14 protein-coding genes are annotated in these 16,800 nt (G+C 45.4%); 5 read left to right on the plus strand and 9 right to left on the minus strand.

Features of this window, described 5'->3' with window-relative positions; translation table 11 throughout:
- Positions 1-73 precede the first annotated feature (73 nt).
- From ABEF84_RS10110 to pheA, 3 genes are all read right to left on the minus strand, one after another.
- Positions 74-2,320: a bifunctional prephenate dehydrogenase/3-phosphoshikimate 1-carboxyvinyltransferase gene (locus ABEF84_RS10110; RefSeq protein ID WP_034583065.1), complete on the minus strand. Its 2,247-nt coding sequence runs from the start codon at positions 2,318-2,320 to the stop codon at positions 74-76.
- A 3-nt stretch (positions 2,321-2,323) separates the two neighbouring features.
- Positions 2,324-3,415, minus strand: a complete 1,092-nt coding sequence (gene hisC, locus ABEF84_RS10115) for a histidinol-phosphate transaminase (RefSeq protein WP_034583067.1) — start codon at positions 3,413-3,415, stop codon at positions 2,324-2,326.
- 65 nt (positions 3,416-3,480) lie between these two features.
- Entirely contained in the window at positions 3,481-4,590 is a 1,110-nt protein-coding gene (pheA, locus tag ABEF84_RS10120) for a prephenate dehydratase (RefSeq protein WP_034583069.1), read from the minus strand.
- 488 nt (positions 4,591-5,078) lie between these two features.
- On the opposite strand from pheA, the gene ABEF84_RS10125 reads away from it, so the two are divergent.
- A complete protein-coding gene (locus tag ABEF84_RS10125) occupies positions 5,079-5,597 on the plus strand; it encodes a DJ-1/PfpI family protein (protein ID WP_034583071.1) in 519 nt (172 codons plus the stop codon).
- A gap of 82 nt (positions 5,598-5,679) precedes the next feature.
- Here ABEF84_RS10125 and ABEF84_RS10130 read toward each other — a convergent pair whose 3' ends face one another.
- Entirely contained in the window at positions 5,680-6,822 is a 1,143-nt protein-coding gene (locus ABEF84_RS10130) for an acyl-CoA dehydrogenase family protein (protein ID WP_034583074.1), read from the minus strand.
- A gap of 170 nt (positions 6,823-6,992) precedes the next feature.
- Positions 6,993-8,336 carry a dicarboxylate/amino acid:cation symporter gene (locus tag ABEF84_RS10135; RefSeq protein WP_034583076.1) on the minus strand — a complete coding sequence of 448 codons (1,344 nt, stop codon included), beginning with the start codon at positions 8,334-8,336 and terminating at the stop codon, positions 6,993-6,995.
- 418 nt (positions 8,337-8,754) lie between these two features.
- Here ABEF84_RS10135 and ABEF84_RS10140 point away from each other — a divergent pair, with 418 nt between their 5' ends.
- A complete protein-coding gene (locus ABEF84_RS10140; RefSeq protein WP_347454859.1) occupies positions 8,755-9,756 on the plus strand; it encodes a glycosyl transferase family protein in 1,002 nt (333 codons plus the stop codon).
- 62 nt (positions 9,757-9,818) lie between these two features.
- Here ABEF84_RS10140 and ABEF84_RS10145 read toward each other — a convergent pair whose 3' ends face one another.
- The gene (locus tag ABEF84_RS10145) at positions 9,819-10,091 is read right to left on the minus strand and encodes a YeaC family protein (protein ID WP_034583079.1); all 273 of its coding nucleotides are present in this window, start codon (positions 10,089-10,091) and stop codon (positions 9,819-9,821) included.
- Between the two features lie 3 nt (positions 10,092-10,094).
- On the minus strand, positions 10,095-10,997 hold the full coding sequence (locus tag ABEF84_RS10150; RefSeq protein WP_034583081.1) for an NAD(+) kinase: 903 nt from the start codon (positions 10,995-10,997) through the stop codon (positions 10,095-10,097).
- A 226-nt stretch (positions 10,998-11,223) separates the two neighbouring features.
- On the opposite strand from ABEF84_RS10150, the gene mrcB reads away from it, so the two are divergent.
- The gene (gene mrcB, locus ABEF84_RS10155) at positions 11,224-13,614 is read left to right on the plus strand and encodes a penicillin-binding protein 1B (protein ID WP_347473679.1); all 2,391 of its coding nucleotides are present in this window, start codon (positions 11,224-11,226) and stop codon (positions 13,612-13,614) included.
- Between the two features lie 13 nt (positions 13,615-13,627).
- Complete coding sequence (locus tag ABEF84_RS10160) at positions 13,628-14,170, plus strand: tetratricopeptide repeat protein (protein ID WP_347455903.1); 543 nt, start codon at positions 13,628-13,630, stop codon at positions 14,168-14,170.
- A 25-nt stretch (positions 14,171-14,195) separates the two neighbouring features.
- Here the strand turns inward: ABEF84_RS10160 and ABEF84_RS10165 are convergent, their stop codons facing one another.
- Positions 14,196-15,095 carry an NUDIX domain-containing protein gene (locus ABEF84_RS10165; RefSeq protein ID WP_347455904.1) on the minus strand — a complete coding sequence of 300 codons (900 nt, stop codon included), beginning with the start codon at positions 15,093-15,095 and terminating at the stop codon, positions 14,196-14,198.
- A gap of 142 nt (positions 15,096-15,237) precedes the next feature.
- Here ABEF84_RS10165 and hemP point away from each other — a divergent pair, with 142 nt between their 5' ends.
- A complete protein-coding gene (hemP, locus tag ABEF84_RS10170) occupies positions 15,238-15,408 on the plus strand; it encodes a hemin uptake protein HemP (RefSeq protein WP_034583091.1) in 171 nt (56 codons plus the stop codon).
- Between the two features lie 78 nt (positions 15,409-15,486).
- Here the strand turns inward: hemP and ABEF84_RS10175 are convergent, their stop codons facing one another.
- Positions 15,487-16,800 (minus strand): ATP-binding protein, encoded by a 1,314-nt coding sequence (locus ABEF84_RS10175; RefSeq protein ID WP_347455905.1) that lies wholly within the window; start codon positions 16,798-16,800, stop codon positions 15,487-15,489.

Here is a 16,800-nt window from a genome sequence, read left to right on the forward strand (position 1 = left end):
TATGGTTTTAGCATAAGCCAATATAAACAAAACAGCCAAGCAAAAGCTTGGCTGTTTCATGTAAATTTTAGAATTATTCTGTCACTTCAATCGCCAGACCCGCTTGAGCACTCAATTCAGTGAATGTCGGGAAGCTAGTTGCAACGGTTTCTGTACCTACAATCTTAATCACGCCTGAATTACGCAGACCTGCAATCGAGAAACTCATGGCAATACGGTGGTCATGATGCGATTCGATTTCACCACCGGTAAAGATTGGCGACCAGTCACCTGCCTTACCCTTACCTTCAATGATGATGCCATCGTCAGTTGGTGTGCAGTCGATACCCATGATTTTCAAGCCATCGGCCATCACCTGGATACGGTCAGATTCTTTGACACGCAGTTCAGCAGCACCAGTCAATACGGTTTGACCTTCCGCACAAGCAGCAGCAATGAACAGTGCCGGGAATTCATCAATCGCCAGTGGCACCTGATCTTCAGGAATATGAATGCCTTTTAAGGTACGTGTACCGCGAATACGAATATCTGCAATCGGTTCACCGCCGGCAATACGTTCATTTTCAACAGTGATGTCCGCACCCATCTGTTTCAGGATTTCGATCACACCGGTACGGGTCGGGTTAATACCCACAGCTTCTAAAGTCACATCGGCATTTTCAGTAATGGCTGCACCCACCATAAAAAAGGCTGCAGATGAAATATCCGATGGTACCTGAATATTGGTACCAACCAGCTTACCACCACCTTGTAGTGAAATACGGTTGCCTTCAGTTTTCACCTCATAAGCAAAAGCACGCAGCATACGTTCAGTATGGTCACGGGTTGGTTCTGGTTCGGTCACCGAAGTTTCACCCTCTGCCCACAGACCCGCCAGCAGAATGCCTGATTTCACCTGAGCCGATGCCATTGGCAGGTCATAGTGAATGCCTTTGAGCTGCTGGTTACCAGTAATGGATACTGGTGGTGTACCACGTTCACCAGTAGTTTGAATTTGTGCACCCATCAAGCGTAATGGCTTGGCAATACGTTCCATTGGACGCTTAGACAGGGATGCATCACCAGTCATGACAGAATCAAATTTCTGTGCTGACAGCATGCCAGACAGCAGACGCATCGAAGTACCTGAGTTACCCATATACAGTGCAGACTTCGGAGCTTTCAAGCCGTGCATACCCACGCCATGAATGGTCACTTCACCATTTTTCGGCCCTTCAATGCTCACCCCCATATCACGGAAGGCTTGCAGCGTCGCAAGCGCATCTTCACCCTCAAGGAAACCAGTCACATGCGTTGTGCCTTCAGCGATGGCACCAAACATGATGGAACGATGTGACACAGATTTGTCACCTGGCACGGTAAATTTACCCTGGAACGTCTTGGCACCTGGTTGAATGGTAAATTGTTGTGTCACTTTATTTTTCTCCATGAGAGGTTTCTTGGCGAGCATATGATTGAAGTGCTGACGCGCGGCTTGCGCATGCCCCAATAAGCCCATTAAAGCTTGTGAATCTTCATCTTCAATCAGCTTGCGGATAATCGCGAGTTGAGCTTCAAAGCCGTCCACGGCATTGAGAATCGCCTTTTTATTGGCAAAAAAGATGTCATGCCACATTTGTGGATCGCTGGCCGCAATACGCGAGAAGTCGCGAAAGCCACCGGCAGCATAACGAAAAATATCCAGATTGTCTTCACGATTGGCCAGTTGTTCGACCAGGTTGAAGGCCATCAAATGCGGAAGATGACTAGTATGAGCCAGCACTTCATCGTGCTTTTCCACATCCATACAAATTACTTCCGCTTTAGCCGCCTGCCACAGTTGAATCAGTTTCTCGACCGCCCACGGAGCGCTGCTAGGTAACGGCGTCAAAATCACCTTGTGATTGGCAAACAGATCAACCTTACCCGCATGCACTCCAGTATGTTCAGCACCCGCAATCGGATGCCCCGGAACAAAGCCAGCCAGCAGTTTTTCACCAAACACCGCTTTGGCTGCATCTACCACATTGCCTTTGGTACTACCGACATCAGTCAGGATGACATTTTCAGACAGATAGGGCTTGATCGTTTCCAGCACTTTCTGGGTAGCACGGACAGGAAGCGCCAGCACAACCAGATCTGCCCCTTTGACGGCTTCTACAGGATCTGCATAGCCGTGGGAAATCAGCCCAAGTGCCTTGGCATCTTCCAAGGTTTTTTGTGAGCGGGTCGATGCCACGATGTCATTGGCTAAATGCTCGGCCTTGATGACACGCGCCAGACTTGAACCAATCAGTCCAAGTCCGATAAAGGCAACTTTTTCAAACAGTGGCTGCGACATAACTTAAGCTTTTGCCTCTAAGCCCAGCACTTTTGCCAGTGCAGTCAGGAATTTGGCATTTTCAGCTTCAGTACCAATCGATACGCGCAGGTGGTTTGGAATACCCACTGGGCGTACAATCACACCTTCTTTCAGTAACTGGTTAAATGTTTCAGCTGGATCAGCCTGTACATCCACCAAGATGAAGTTAGCGCGTGAAGGTACATAGTTCAGACCTAAAGCTTTGAAGCCTACTTCAAGCTGAGCCATACCTGCCTTGTTCACTTCACGAGATTTCTCGATGAAATCTTCATCTTTCAGTGCAGCCACAGCAGCCACCATCGCCAAGTGGTTCACGTTAAATGGCTGACGGATACGGTTCAGATAATCAGTCACTTCAACAGAAGCCAAGGCAAAACCAACACGCAGTGCAGCCAAACCATAGCACTTAGACAGCGTACGGCTGACGATCAGGTTTGGATACTGTTTCAGGAATTTCAAGCTGTTGAAGTTCTCTGGGAAATATTCCACATAAGCTTCGTCCAGTACCACGATCACGTTTGCAGGCACTTTCTGCATGAAAGCTTCAAATTCAGCTTCTTCGAACCAAGTGCCTGTCGGGTTGTTCGGGTTCGCAATGAAAATCAGCTTGGTGTTGTCTTTTACTGCAGCCGCCATCGCTTCAAGGTCATGTGAGAAACCTTTGGCTGGCACTTCAATCGCTTCAGCATTGATCGCCTGAGTGACCAGTGCATACACTGCAAAAGCGTGCTGGCTATAAATCACAGAATCTTTTTCAGAGACAAAAGTGCGTGCAAAAATTTCCAGCAGGTCGTTTGAACCATTACCCAAGGTAATCTGATCATGATCAAAACCGAATTGTGCCTTGATCTGATCTTTCAGAATAAAACCGCCACCATCAGGATAACGGCCAATTTCATTCAGCTCAGCAGCAACCGCTGCTTTGACTTTTTCTGAACAGCCCAGCGGGTTCTCATTTGATGCAAGTTTCACGATATCAGTGATACCTAACTCACGTTCAAGTTCACTGATAGGCTTACCTGGTTGGTACGGTTTTAATTTGGAGATGCCTTGATTGGCTGGCACGAACGACATTTTATACTTCCGATTTACGTGTAAAACAGTGGTCAGCACCCTCGCACCGACCACAGGAGCTGATTTTAGAGTACAGCTTGAGGATATGAACCGAGTACGCGAACTTCTTTCACCAATGGGCGAATTTCTTCAATCGCAGCTTTCACATGATCTTGATCGATATGACCTTCCAGATCGATAAAGAACACATAAGCCCATTTTTCAGGAAGTGCTGGACGGGTTTCAATACTTGTTAGACTAATGTTGTGCTTCGCAAATGGTGCCAGGATTTCCAACAGTGCACCAGCACGGTCATGTGCAGACACCAGTAATGAAGTCTTGTCATTACCACTTGGTGGAACCTTCTCACGACCAATCACCAGGAAGCGTGTCGTGTTCTCTGGATTGTCTTCGATATTGCTGTGCATAATCTCAAGATTATAGATATTTGCAGCAATTTCAGAAGCAATCGCAGCAGAGTGCCATTCATTTTGAATACGGCGCGCTGCTTCGGCATTGGAGCTGAGTGCAACACGTTCTACACCTGGATAATGTGCATCTAGCCATTTACGGCATTGTGCCAGTGTTTGCTGATGGGCGTAGATCTGTTTAATGCTGTCTTTACGAGTATTTTCAGATACCAGGAACTGATGGTGAATTGGCAGTTCCACTTCACCAATCACATTCAGGTGAGAAGTCTTAAAACAGTCCAAGGTATGGTTCACCACACCTTCAGAGGAGTTCTCAACTGGCACTAGACCATAATGTGCACTGCCTGCTTCCACTTCACGGAACACTTCATCAATGGTTGGCAATGGACGGACCACAGCGTCATGACCAAAATGTTTCAGGACTGCTGAATGAGTATAAGTGCCGACAGGACCAAGGAAAGCAATACTTTGTGGTGCTTCAAGCGCCAGGCACGCAGACATAATTTCACGGAACAGACGCGCCATCGTCGTATCAGACAATGGACCTTCATTTCGTTCCATAACATTACGCAACACTTGTGCTTCACGTTCAGGACGGTAAAACAGTGGATTCTCTTCTGAAGCAAACTTGGCTTTGGCTACCGCTTCTGCCAGACGCGCTCGGCGACTAATAAGTTGCTGAATTTGCTGATCAACCGAATCGATTTCTTCACGAATTTTGGCTAAATCAAGAGAAGTCGTAGTGTTTTGATCGTCGTTGATCATTGTTATGTCGCTCTTCATAAACCGTAACTGTTTCAGTATAACAATAGTAAGCTTTCAAATGTTACGCAATATGACTTTGATGCTTTAAAAGTCAGTTATTTATGCACTACCGAACCGTTCATCGTCTTTGCAACGTCTGGTAACATTTTCTTCGGTACTTTGCACAAAAATTACATTACTAAATTGTAAACTTTGCTGCCCCATCTTAACTGATTTTGCTATAGATGAAATATCACTATTTCTTAATCTGTATAACGATTTTAACCATAAGAAAAATCATTAACCTGAATGAATAAATTTTATAAAGTATTGGTTATTCTTTATTCAAAATTCATATAAACATGTGGATTAAAATCTGATTGCCGTAGACCTTTTTACTTGTTTTAACAGAGATTTTTACAGAAAACTCATATTTGTTACAAAGCAGAGACGATTTTTCAACCAACTCCAGCTAGCCTGTTTGAAAACTTGGGTGGGAGCACATACACATGCCTAAAAGAATTGCTGTCCTCGTGACACACAACTTTGATGATGAAGAATACTTTGAACCCGTGGAAGCCTTTCGGGCTGCACGACACAGCGTCTGCAATATTGAACATGAAGCTGGCAAAGTGATTTATGGAAAACAATGCAAAGCAGCGGTGACTATAGATCAAAGCATCGACCATATCAGTGTTAATGATTTTGATGCCTTGCTGATCCCGGGTGGAGAATCGCCACTAACCTTTAGTTCAGATTTGAAAGTGATCCAGCTGATTCAGGAATTCAATGCCGCCAAGAAAAGCATTTTTAGTATTTGTGATGGCTCACTATTGTTAGGCGCAGCCGATATCCTGAAAGACCGGATTATTACCAGCATTCGTGACCATGCCCCATGGCTACAAAACGCTGGTGGTCGTTATTATGATGCTGAGGTCGCCAATGACAATAACCAGCTGATCTCGGCCCGTGCACCCGATGATTTACCTGTGTTTATTTTTGAATGTCTGGAAGTACTCCGCTCATGATGTAACGCTATATTCTGCTTCCCCAACAAAAAAGAGCCTTAATCGGCTCTTTTTTGATTTCAGCATCTATGACGGGAATGACTTAGCGACCCAGCAAGCTACGCGCCACAATCTCTTTCATAATCTCGTTGGTTCCGCCATAAATGCGTTGAATACGCGCATCGACAAAGAAACGGGAAATTGGGTATTCTGTCATATAGCCATAGCCCCCAAATAGTTGCAGTAGGTTATCTGCGACTTTCATCTGCATATCGGTTGAGAAGCTCTTTAACGCAGCAGCAGTTTCTACATTCAGTTTGCCCTGCATATACAGTTCGACATTCTGGTTATAGAAGGCAGCGGTTGCCAGCTCATCAATCTTGGCTTGTGCCAGGACAAAACGGGTATTCTGGAACTGGCCAATTTGCTGACCAAAAGCCTGACGCTCTTTCACATAAGCCGTGGTGATGTCGATCGAACCGCGAATCGCGCCCAAAGCGGTTGCAGCAATCGCGGTACGTTCACGTGGCAACTCCTGCATCAGGTAGGCAAAGCCTTGTCCCGGCTGACCGAGTAACTGATCTTTAGGTACTTTAACATTATCAAAGAACAGTTCAGAGGTATCCTGTGAATGCAGGCCGATCTTGTCCAGATTGGTGCCCTTCTTGAAACCTCCCAGATGAGTATCTACCAATAACAGCGACACCCCTTTAGCACGCGCCTGTGGATCTGTTTTTACAGCTAGCACCACCAGATCGGCATGCTGACCATTAGAAATAAAGGTTTTCGAACCATTCAACAGGTAATGATCATCCTGCAAAATCGCACTGGTACGAATGGCTTGTAAATCTGAACCCGCACCTGGCTCAGTCATGCCAATAGCACCGACCACTTCCCCCGACACCATTTTAGGCAGCCAGTATTTTTTCTGTTCTTCGGTGCCGATATGCAGGATATACGGTGCCGCAATATCCGAGTGGCAGGACAACCCAATAGACAAAGCACTAAAACCGGCACGTGCTGATTCTTCCAGCAGCATTAAAGAATAATGGGTTGGAACGCCATAGCCGCCATATTCTTCTGGAATATCCACACAAAGAAAGCCATTTTCGCCCAAGGCATGCCAGACCGAACGTGGAATCTTGCCCTCTTGTTCCCATTGCTCATAATGTGGAGCAATCTGTTCGCTCATAAAGCGTTTAAAGTTATCGCGGAATAATTCTAGATCAGCATCATATGCCAGCATGGTTCTTTCCTTGTTGTATTTATCATTGTTGTTGCCACTACAGACTAGCGAGTTTTAGATTTCCTGTCATGGGCCGATCCCAGTTTATTGCAAACTGCAAGGTCAATTACTTTTTTACAGGCAATAAAAAAGGAAGCCGAAGCTTCCTTTTAGTTTGATGCTGATTCGAATTAGTGGGTTTTTACGCCTTCTTGCTGCATCTGTTCATCAATTTCAGCCGGATTATTCAACGCATAATCCAGTTTTTCTTTGTCGAGCTGACCCACCCAATTCGCTACAACCAGTGTTGCTAATGAGTTACCTACCAGATTGGTTAAGGCACGTGCTTCAGACATGAAACGGTCGATACCAAGAATCAGCGCCAGACCAGCAACGGGGATATGACCTACTGCAGATAAGGTAGCTGCCATTACAATAAAGCCTGAACCAGTCACTCCTGCAGCACCTTTAGATGAAATCAAGAGTACAAGCAGCAAGGTAATCTGATGGGAAATATCCAGCTGGGTATTGGTTGCCTGCGCAATAAATACAGCAGCCATGGTCAGATAGATTGAAGTACCATCCAAGTTGAATGAGTAACCTGTCGGAATCACCAGACCCACTACTGATTTTTCCGCACCCGCCAATTCCAGCTTTTTCAGCATACGTGGTAGTACCGATTCAGAAGAAGAAGTACCCAGTACGATCAATAGTTCTTCGCGGATCAAACGGATCATTTTCACGATGCTGAAACCCGTGAAACGTGCGATTGCACCCAGAACAATAAAGATGAACAAGATACAGGTAATGTAGAAGCACAAGATCAATTGACCCAGTTGCGCCAGTGTACCAATACCGTATTTACCAATGGTGAATGCCATGGCACCGAACGCACCAATCGGTGCAAGTTTCATGATCATATTCACGATGTTGAAGAACACGTGTGAAATCTGATCGATGAATTTCAAAACTGGCTTACCTTGATCACCCAGCTGATGCAGTGCAAAACCAAACAGGATCGCAAACAGCAATACTTGAAGGATTTCACCTTCAGCGAATGCACCCACCACCGTATGTGGAATGATATTCATAAAGAAATCAACGGTAGACTGTGATGCACCGGATTCTACATATTTAGAAATTCCGGCTGTATCCAGCGATGCCGGATCAATGTTCATGCCTGCACCCGGCTTAACAATATTGATCACAAACAGACCAATAATCAGCGCAATGGTCGATACAATTTCGAAGTACAGCAAAGCAATACCGCCGGTCTTACCAACAGATTTCATGCTTTCCATACCTGCAATACCGCTGACCACTGTACAGAAGATCACAGGTGCAATGATCATTTTAATCAGGCGAATAAAGCCATCCCCAAGTGGTTTCAGTTGTTCACCTAAACCAGGTACATATTGTTCAGCACCATTGATAATTTGCGTACCGCTTGGCGAGAAGTGACCCACCAGAATACCGGCAATAATGGCGATAATCACTTGAAAATAAAGTGACTTATAAATTGGTTTTTTAGCCATGACATTACTTCACGATCTACTTCCAGAAGGAAGTAATATTCAGTTTTCGCTTATTAGAATAAATAAACGCCCTAGGCTTCTTTGCGGGAGACAAAAAAGCGCCGATGTATCGAGATCGAAATCTGATACGGAAATATCGAATGTGTATGTTGTGATCAAGAAATCACGTGAGCATTCCACTTTATGAAAAAGCGGCTGCATCGATCAGGAGATGAAGCAAACACAAATAACTAGAGCGAATTTTACCCGCTTTTTTACTTTTTGTTTCACTGGAAATGTTATTTTTGACCAAAAGGTAAACAATGTTTCTAAGACTATAGTCTTATTAAACTATAATTTTTCTGCAAAATAAGGCAGTGAAATACCAATATCAGCGTAATATATAGGGAAATTGAACGAAAATGACTGATGGACTGTCATGACCACTAAACGAAATATCTATAAAGATACCGAACATCCTTTTGCCCAGTTTATCCGTATCATCGGTAAGGGAAAAAACGGCGCACGTTCATTAACTTATGATGAAGCCTATCAAGCCTGGACCATGATTCTGAATCAGGAAGTCCTGGACGTGCAGCTGGGCGCTTTCCTAATGCTGTTACGAGTTAAAGAAGAATCGGTAGATGAGCTGGCAGGCTTTGTTCAGGCCACTCGCGACCAGCTTAAGTTTAAGCCTTTGAATGTTGATCTGGACTGGTCTTCTTATGCTGGCAAGCGCAAGCACTACCCTTGGTTTATTCTGGCTGCCCTCACCTTAGCCAAACATGGCTATAACATTGTGATGCATGGAGCATCAGGTCATACCATTAACCGTGTCTATACGGAACAGGTGCTGGAATACTTGGGCTATCCAATCTGTCAGAGCGATACTGAAGTTGAACAGCAATTACAGGAAAAACATTTTGCCTACCTGCCATTAGATGTTATTTCTCCAATTCTGGCGGATCTCATCAACCTACGTAATGTCATGGGTCTGCGCTCCCCGGTACATACCCTGGCGCGTCTGATCAATCCATTTAATGCCAAAGCCACTTTACAGGCAATCTTCCACCCAGCTTACCGTGGTTCACACCAACGTTCGGCGTTTAAACTTGGCTATCAAAACAGTGCTGTAATTAAAGGTGAAGGTGGCGAATTTGAACGTAATCCGGATGCCAAAACTTTAATTTGTGGGATTAAAGATGGCGAACTATATGAACATGAACTACCAAAACTGACCGACAACCGTAGCCCGATTGAAGAAGAACTGGATCTGGCAATCTTTAAAGAGGGCTGGGAAGGCAAACGTTCGCATGAATATGGCGAAATCGCCGTGACTGAAACCATGGGCATCGCACTCTATACCATGCAGGTTTGTGACAGCTATGAAGCAGCCATGCAAAAAGCCAAAGAACTGTGGAACAGCAGACTTTCAGTTTAAGTAAGCGATTTATCTCAGACATAAAAAAGACCACAACTGTGGTCTTTTTATTTTTTTCGCAATTAAACGAAACGGATCGGCTTAAATTCCGGCTCATTCTTGTGATGATCATCATCACACTGTTCGCCTTCTTCTTTGGTCCCACGGTCGATATAACCACTGCGCTCAGTTTCAGGCAGATGTTTAATTTCCCAGGCATAAACGGCCTGCATACAAGTTTGACGCTGTTCATCTGTCAGTGCCACACCATTCGGCCATTTACCAATTTCAATTGCAGTGCGCAGACGGTCTACAATCTCAGGATTGAGCATGGCAAGCATTTGTTCAATATTCATGATTTAATCCCGATTCATATAATCAAAATCTTGGTTCCAGCCGAGTTTGGTACGACAGGCATTATAGAAATCATAACCCGGTGGGTGTAAAAGTTGCAGCTTAAATGGGTGCTTACGAATATGGATGGTATCACCAATATTTAGGGCAATGCTGTGTTGCCCATCTGCACTGACCATCGGTGGAACCCGGTTTTCCCGGATCACCAGCTTGATTTCGCTCTGCCCTCCCACCACGATCGGACGGGAAGACAAGGTATGTGGATGCATCGGCACCAGCACAATCGCATCCATGGTTGGATGCACAATCGGACCACCACCAGACAAGGCATACGCGGTTGAACCGGTTGGCGTTGCCACAATCAGGCCGTCACTATGCTGGCGGTAAACATACTGACCATCAATATTCAATTCGAAATCGATCATGTGCACCGATTTACCTGAATGCAGTACTACATCATTCAGGGCAATCGCATCATGGATAATTTCATTTTTAGAGCGAATTTCCAGTTCCAGCAGGAAACGGCGTTCAATCTGAAATTCGCCCTTTAAAACCTGATCCAGTTTAAAGATCACTTCCGTAGGTTTGATATCAGTCAAGAAGCCCAGACGACCACGGTTTACACCTACCACGGGAATATTGTATTTAACCAGCGCGCGTGCTGCATGCAGCAGTGAACCATCACCACCGACGACAATCACCAGATCAACGACTTCGCCCAACAGGGAACGGCTGACGGTTTGGGTATTTTCATAGGGCACCAATGCTGCCGTATCTGTATCAAATACGGGATGCAGCCCCAAATTCAGCAAATGATCATGTATAAGACATAAAGTTTCAACGACTGAAGATTTATCAGGACGTCCTACTAACCCGATATTTCGAAATGTCTTATGTGAAATTAGCACCAGTGTCGTCGCTCCACTACGAATCCCTTCTATAATAGCATTAAGCAGGTTCTGGATGACAATTTTCAGTGCGTTTTAAATCACCAATATTACAAATCAACAAGATATTAGCTCAGCTAAGTTACCTGTTTGTCTGCATTTTTTCAGACGTGACCGTATTAAATATTGCAAATTCCATAAAAGCTTCGCATGATTAGCAGAATTTCACAGATTCTTATCATCATTTATGAAGTATCAACGTGGTTTAGGGTTTATTGCCTTAATCTTTTCCGTTTTGGTCATTTCAGCCTTTGTTGCTTTTAGTATCTATTTGATTCGTTTAGATAATATTGTGCGTGACAAGTTTGAGGGACAACGCTGGGACATTCCGGCCAAGGTCTTTGCCCGACCGATGGAAATTTATGTCAATGCCCCGGTCAGCCAGCAGGACCTTCAAGAAGAGCTTAAACTTCTTGGCTATAAAAATGCACAAAACTATGCTCAGTCTGGCAGCTATGTCAGCTCTGGCGATACCATGTATGTACATACTCGTGGCTTTGACTTTGGTGACCGCGTTGAACCTGAACAGGTGTTAAAAGTCAGCTTCAATGGTGATCAGATCGGTGATGTCAGTGCAACCAAACCGTCATCTTCCGGTATTGCGCGTTTAGAACCTTTGCTGATTGGCGGGATTTACCCACAACATAATGAAGACCGTGTGCTGATCAAACTCAGTAATGTACCGAAACCACTGATTAATGCCCTGATTGCGACTGAAGACCGGAATTTCTACCATCACCATGGCGTGTCGATTCGTGGTCTGGCACGTGCAGTGGTCAGCAATGTCACTGGTGGCACCCGTCAGGGTGGCTCAACCCTGACCCAACAGCTGGTGAAAAACTTCTACCTGTCGCCAGAACGCACCATCAAGCGTAAGGTCAATGAAGCCTTAATGGCACTCTTGGTTGAATTGCACTATGACAAGGACGAAATCCTTGAAGCTTATTTAAATGAAGTAAATCTGGGCCAAAACGGCAACTATTCCATTAATGGTTACGGTCTGGCATCGCAGTTCTATTTTGGTCTGCCATTACGTGAACTGAATATTGCCCAGCAGGCTTATCTGGTCGGTCTGGTTCAGGGTCCTACCCTGTATAATCCTTGGCGTAATCCGGAAGCTGCGAAACGTCGCCGTGACATCGTACTGAATAACATGCTGGTGATGGGTTATCTGACTCAGGATCAGTATGAAACAGAGAAAGCTCGTCCACTCAATGTCATTACAAAACCAACCTTAGGTCCAGCACGCTTCCCGGATTTCCTGGATATCGTGCGTCGTCAGTTACGGACTGAATATCAGGAATCGGACATTACCAACCAGGGTCTGCGTATTTTTACGACGCTTGATCCACTGGCCCAAACCCGTATTCAGGAAAGCTTTAAATCGACGGTTGCACGTTTAAGCAAATCAAATCCGGGACGTCTGAAAGACCTGCAAGGTGCAGTACTTGTGACGCATCCAGAAAATGGTGAACTGGTTGCTGCTGTAGGCTCGACTCAGGACTTTACCGGCTTTAACCGTGCTCTAGATGCCAAACGTCAGGTCGGTTCATTGCTGAAACCAGTGATTTACCTGACTGCACTGGAATCCAATCGCTACCATTGGGGTAGCCCGATCGAAGACAGTGAAATCAGCATTCAGAGTGATGGCAAGCCTTGGACGCCTCGCAACTATAGTGGCCGTCCGCATGGCGTGGTGCCAATGTCTGAAGCATTAGCGAATTCCTATAACCTGTCGGCCGTTCGTCTGGCACAGGAATTTGGCATGTCGACCTTTATCAATCACCTGAAAAAATTTGGTGTGACTTCCGACATTCCAAATTACCCATCGATTTATCTGGGTGCGGTGGATATGTCACCCATGGAAGTGATGAGCATCTATGGCAACTTCGCGACTGGCGGCTTTAAATATCCAGTCAAAGCCATCCGTTCGGTGGTGGATGCCAATGGCCATCTGCTGGAACGTTATGGCCTGACTGTACAGCCGACCATTGAACCATCTTATGCTTACTTGCTAAATAATGGTCTACAACAGGTCATGAGTAGCGGTACCGGTCGCGCAGCTTATGCAACTTTCCCCAGCAATCTCGGCCTGGCAGGTAAATCAGGAACAACCAATGATACCCGTGACTCCTGGTTTGCCGGTTATTCAGGTAATTACCTGACTGTGGTCTGGCTCGGTCTGGATGATAACAAAGTCACAGGCCTGACCGGTTCTTCGGGTGCCCTGCCGGTATGGATTAACGTAATGAAAAACCTGCGCCATAAACCAGTCATGCTGACACAGCCAGGTGATGTACTGTGGCAATGGGTCGATCGCGCAACCGGTCATCTGTCTGCACAAGGCTGTCCGGGTGCCATGTATATCCCGCTGACTCGTCACAGTCTGCCAAATCATGCCACTGCTTGTGGTGCATCGCATTATAGAACAGAGCCTTATAGTATCGATTCTGAAGAAACAGCACCTGCTGAACAGAACGATAGTATTGGCGGCTGGATTGAAGAAGCAGATACGGAAAACCAACGTGATTCTGACGAAGATACACGTATCATCTCGAGCGGTAGTTATACACACTAATTGAGTGAGGCTTATGTTTCAGAAAATCCTGATCAGTACCGTTTTGATCACACTAGTGGGTTGCCAGACCGTTCAGGAATCCACCCCGGCACCTAAAAAACCTGTACCGCCGAAACCACAGGTACAAAAATCTGATGGTGTGGTGATTACTCCGTATGATCATCCGGAGATTAAACGTCAGAAAATCGTGGTGCCGGATCAAAAGCCTCGTGCACAAAAATTTGATGATGGCCGTCAGCTCCCTGCGTTCCAGAAGCTGATGCAGCAGACCAAAGCAGCCTATAAGGCTCAGAAATTTGATCAGACAGAAGCCAGTGTGCTACAGGCGCAACGTCTGGCGCCTCAATCTGCTGAAACTTACCTGTACCTGGGTATGCTGGCTAACCGCAAAAACAAGCCGTCTAATGCACAGGCTTTTGCCCAGCGTGGTCTCACTTATGCACAAAGCAAGCCGATGAAAAAGCAGCTCTGGCAGGTGATTCTGAAAGCCGGTCAACAGCAGCAGAATGCGCAGACCATCAAAAAAGCCCAGAATGCCTTAAAAGCACTGGGCTAATACTTTCTCTTAGATACTGACTTACTTAGACACCACGAATGCCTGCGATGCCGTAGGCATGACAGGACTGTGCCAGTTTTAAATCTTGTTTTTTAATGCCGCCGAGTGCAAAAGCTGGAATCTGAATCTGTTTGGCGATCTGTTCAAATGCACCCCAACCTAACGGTTCAACCTCGCTATGTGTGGCTGTTGGCAACACAGGACTGAGAAAAATCGCTTCACAGCCGATCTGTTCAGCTTTTTGGGCTGAAATCAGATCATGGCAGGCCGCGATATAACGTTTGCCTAAAATACGATCTGTACTTTGGAATTGTTCTAACTGACTTTGCTTGAAATGTAGTGTTTGGATGCCTTGCTGTAATTTTTCATCCAGCAGCACATACAGCTCATGATTGATGATCAATTTGCTTAATTGTTCTGCTGATAAATCTATCAGTTTTGTCGCCTGCTCTGCTGTCGCATCCACACGCCAATATAGCAACTGGTTGTCTTCAGGTTTTTCCAGGTCACTCAGATCACTACTGATCTTGATCATCTCTGGCCAGAGCAGTTTTTCCAGAATCACATCATTGGCTTTCGGAAAATTCAGGGCTTGCAACTGTTGGCGGCTATACCAGTTCCACGGCTGCTGAATCTGTGCAAGCAGGTCTTTGCTCACACTGGCATGGAACAGATACAGATGCACAATCACATCTTCATATTCATGCCGGATAAAGTCGAAAGGATGCCAAAGCTCAATGTCGATACCGACTTCTTCCTGAATTTCTCTACGGCAGGCTTGTACCGGAGTTTCATTAGCCTCGACTTTGCCCCCAGGAAACTCATACTTGTTACCTTGATGCTGTTTGGCCTCGCGCCAGCCCACCAGTACCTGATTTTGATGGAATAACAAGGCAATCGCGACATGAATATTTGGCTTGGACATAAGGATTTTAAATGGCTAGAAATATTACAAATTGTAAGTCAAAGCCATTTTTTTAGAAATTGAAAAAATGAAACGTTGACAGCTTTATTTGATAATGATTATCATTTAACTCATTCCAAACACATACCACGGAGTCCAAGGAATGAACGCACCTTTTAGCTTATTTAAGCGTCATCATGACAATCAGCACGCTTTACCGATGCTGCACTCGAATAACCTGTTTGCGCTCGGCCGTGAAATTCGTATCATGCACGCGGGAGAGGAATATCGCTTACGTCTGACCCGTAACAACCGTCTCATTCTGACCAAATAATAATTACAATAGACAAGAATAAACGTGGTCATAGGCAGTATGAATCTCTACATACTGCTGTTTGATCAAAACCGCTTTTTAAGCTTGGGTAAAAGTGACAATCACCTTCAGGCCGCCCAGATCAGAGTGGTGAAACTCGATCTTACCTTGATGCAATTGCATGATCTTCTGGCAGATAGAAATTCCCAAGCCTGAACCCTGGGTTTTCGTTCCCAAAGCTCGATAGAAACGCTCACCGAGTCGCCGTAAGGTTTCTTCCGGAAGTCCCTCACCCGAGTTTTCAATGGTCACCACCACTTGAGCATTTTTCTGCTGCGTCTGAATCACGACCGTACCCGCAGACGGTGTATATTTAATCGCATTGTCGATCAAATTTCTGAAACAACTAAACACCAGTTCGGCATTGCCATGGATGTCCACCGGATTTAAATCCAGCTGCAGATTTAACTGCTTTTCCTGTACAAACGGCGCCAATGCTTTTAAACCATCTTGAATAAGGTCTACCAGTTGAAGCGGTTGTCGCGGCAAGTTCTGTTGTTGCTCAGGATCCAGGCGGGCAAGCAGCAACAGATTTTCCAGTACCTGAGTACCCCGGCTGACATCCTTTTCAATCTGTGCCAGATCCTGTGGCAAGGTTGCATGATCCTGATACTTGCGCTTTAACACCTGTAAACGCATCTGTATTGCGGAGAGTGGTGAACGCAGCTCATGAGATGCATCCGCAGTAAAGCGCTGTTCTGCACTCAAGGACTGCTTAACCCGGAATAACATATGATTGAGTTGACTGACGATCGGTTGAAGTTCACGAATTTCTGGCTCAGGAGAAACGACTGCACTTAAATCTTGAGCCGATTTGGAAGCAATTTCTTTAGAGATTCGGTTTAAAGGCTGTAACTGGCGTTTAACCAATATTTTCAGTAGCAGCCATTGCAGCAGCCACAAGAGAATAAGAACGAGTCCAAAACCTAAAGCGGTATGCAAAATCCGCTCAGTCCGAATAGAGACTGGTTGCACCACTAGAACCTTGAGTTCTTCATTTTCCTCAACATGAGTTCGTAGCAACTGACCATCGACCCATTCAAAATGTTGTCCCGAATGCATCAGTAATTGTTGTGGCAACAGATCTTGCGCTTCAGAAGTGGTTAATACCTCCTGATCTAGCCAGAGCTGATACTGGATATCGAATTCTTCACTGATCTCATCGACATGCTGGCCTTGAGTGACATCACCTAACAGCGATTCAGCAATTTCTTCCATCAGTTCATCATGCAGATGCATGGCCTGATAACCAGAAACACCTATCAGCAACAACCAAGCCAGACAGCCGGCCAAAATCGAGCTGTACATGGCATTCTTGATCAGCTTTTGCTGCAGCGAAATCACCTGAACCAT

Source organism: Acinetobacter sp. ANC 7912, from assembly GCF_039862785.1.
GTDB lineage: Bacteria > Pseudomonadota > Gammaproteobacteria > Pseudomonadales > Moraxellaceae > Acinetobacter > Acinetobacter thermotolerans.

What these genes read in the sequence shown, in the direction of transcription:
- ABEF84_RS10110 (WP_034583065.1), bottom strand. Translation starts at nt 2,320, where the DNA reads ATGTCGCAGCCACTGTTTGAAAAAGTTGCCTTTATCGGACTTGGACTG.
- hisC (WP_034583067.1), bottom strand. Translation starts at nt 3,415, where the DNA reads ATGTCGTTCGTGCCAGCCAATCAAGGCATCTCCAAATTAAAACCGTAC.
- pheA (WP_034583069.1), bottom strand. Translation starts at nt 4,590, where the DNA reads ATGATCAACGACGATCAAAACACTACGACTTCTCTTGATTTAGCCAAA.
- ABEF84_RS10125 (WP_034583071.1), top strand. Translation starts at nt 5,079, where the DNA reads ATGCCTAAAAGAATTGCTGTCCTCGTGACACACAACTTTGATGATGAA.
- ABEF84_RS10130 (WP_034583074.1), bottom strand. Translation starts at nt 6,822, where the DNA reads ATGCTGGCATATGATGCTGATCTAGAATTATTCCGCGATAACTTTAAA.
- ABEF84_RS10135 (WP_034583076.1), bottom strand. Translation starts at nt 8,336, where the DNA reads ATGGCTAAAAAACCAATTTATAAGTCACTTTATTTTCAAGTGATTATC.
- ABEF84_RS10140 (WP_347454859.1), top strand. Translation starts at nt 8,755, where the DNA reads ATGACCACTAAACGAAATATCTATAAAGATACCGAACATCCTTTTGCC.
- ABEF84_RS10145 (WP_034583079.1), bottom strand. Translation starts at nt 10,091, where the DNA reads ATGAATATTGAACAAATGCTTGCCATGCTCAATCCTGAGATTGTAGAC.
- mrcB (WP_347473679.1), top strand. Translation starts at nt 11,224, where the DNA reads ATGAAGTATCAACGTGGTTTAGGGTTTATTGCCTTAATCTTTTCCGTT.
- ABEF84_RS10160 (WP_347455903.1), top strand. Translation starts at nt 13,628, where the DNA reads ATGTTTCAGAAAATCCTGATCAGTACCGTTTTGATCACACTAGTGGGT.
- ABEF84_RS10165 (WP_347455904.1), bottom strand. Translation starts at nt 15,095, where the DNA reads ATGTCCAAGCCAAATATTCATGTCGCGATTGCCTTGTTATTCCATCAA.
- hemP (WP_034583091.1), top strand. Translation starts at nt 15,238, where the DNA reads ATGAACGCACCTTTTAGCTTATTTAAGCGTCATCATGACAATCAGCAC.
- ABEF84_RS10175 (WP_347455905.1), bottom strand. Translation starts at nt 16,800, where the DNA reads ATGGTTCAGGTGATTTCGCTGCAGCAAAAGCTGATCAAGAATGCCATG.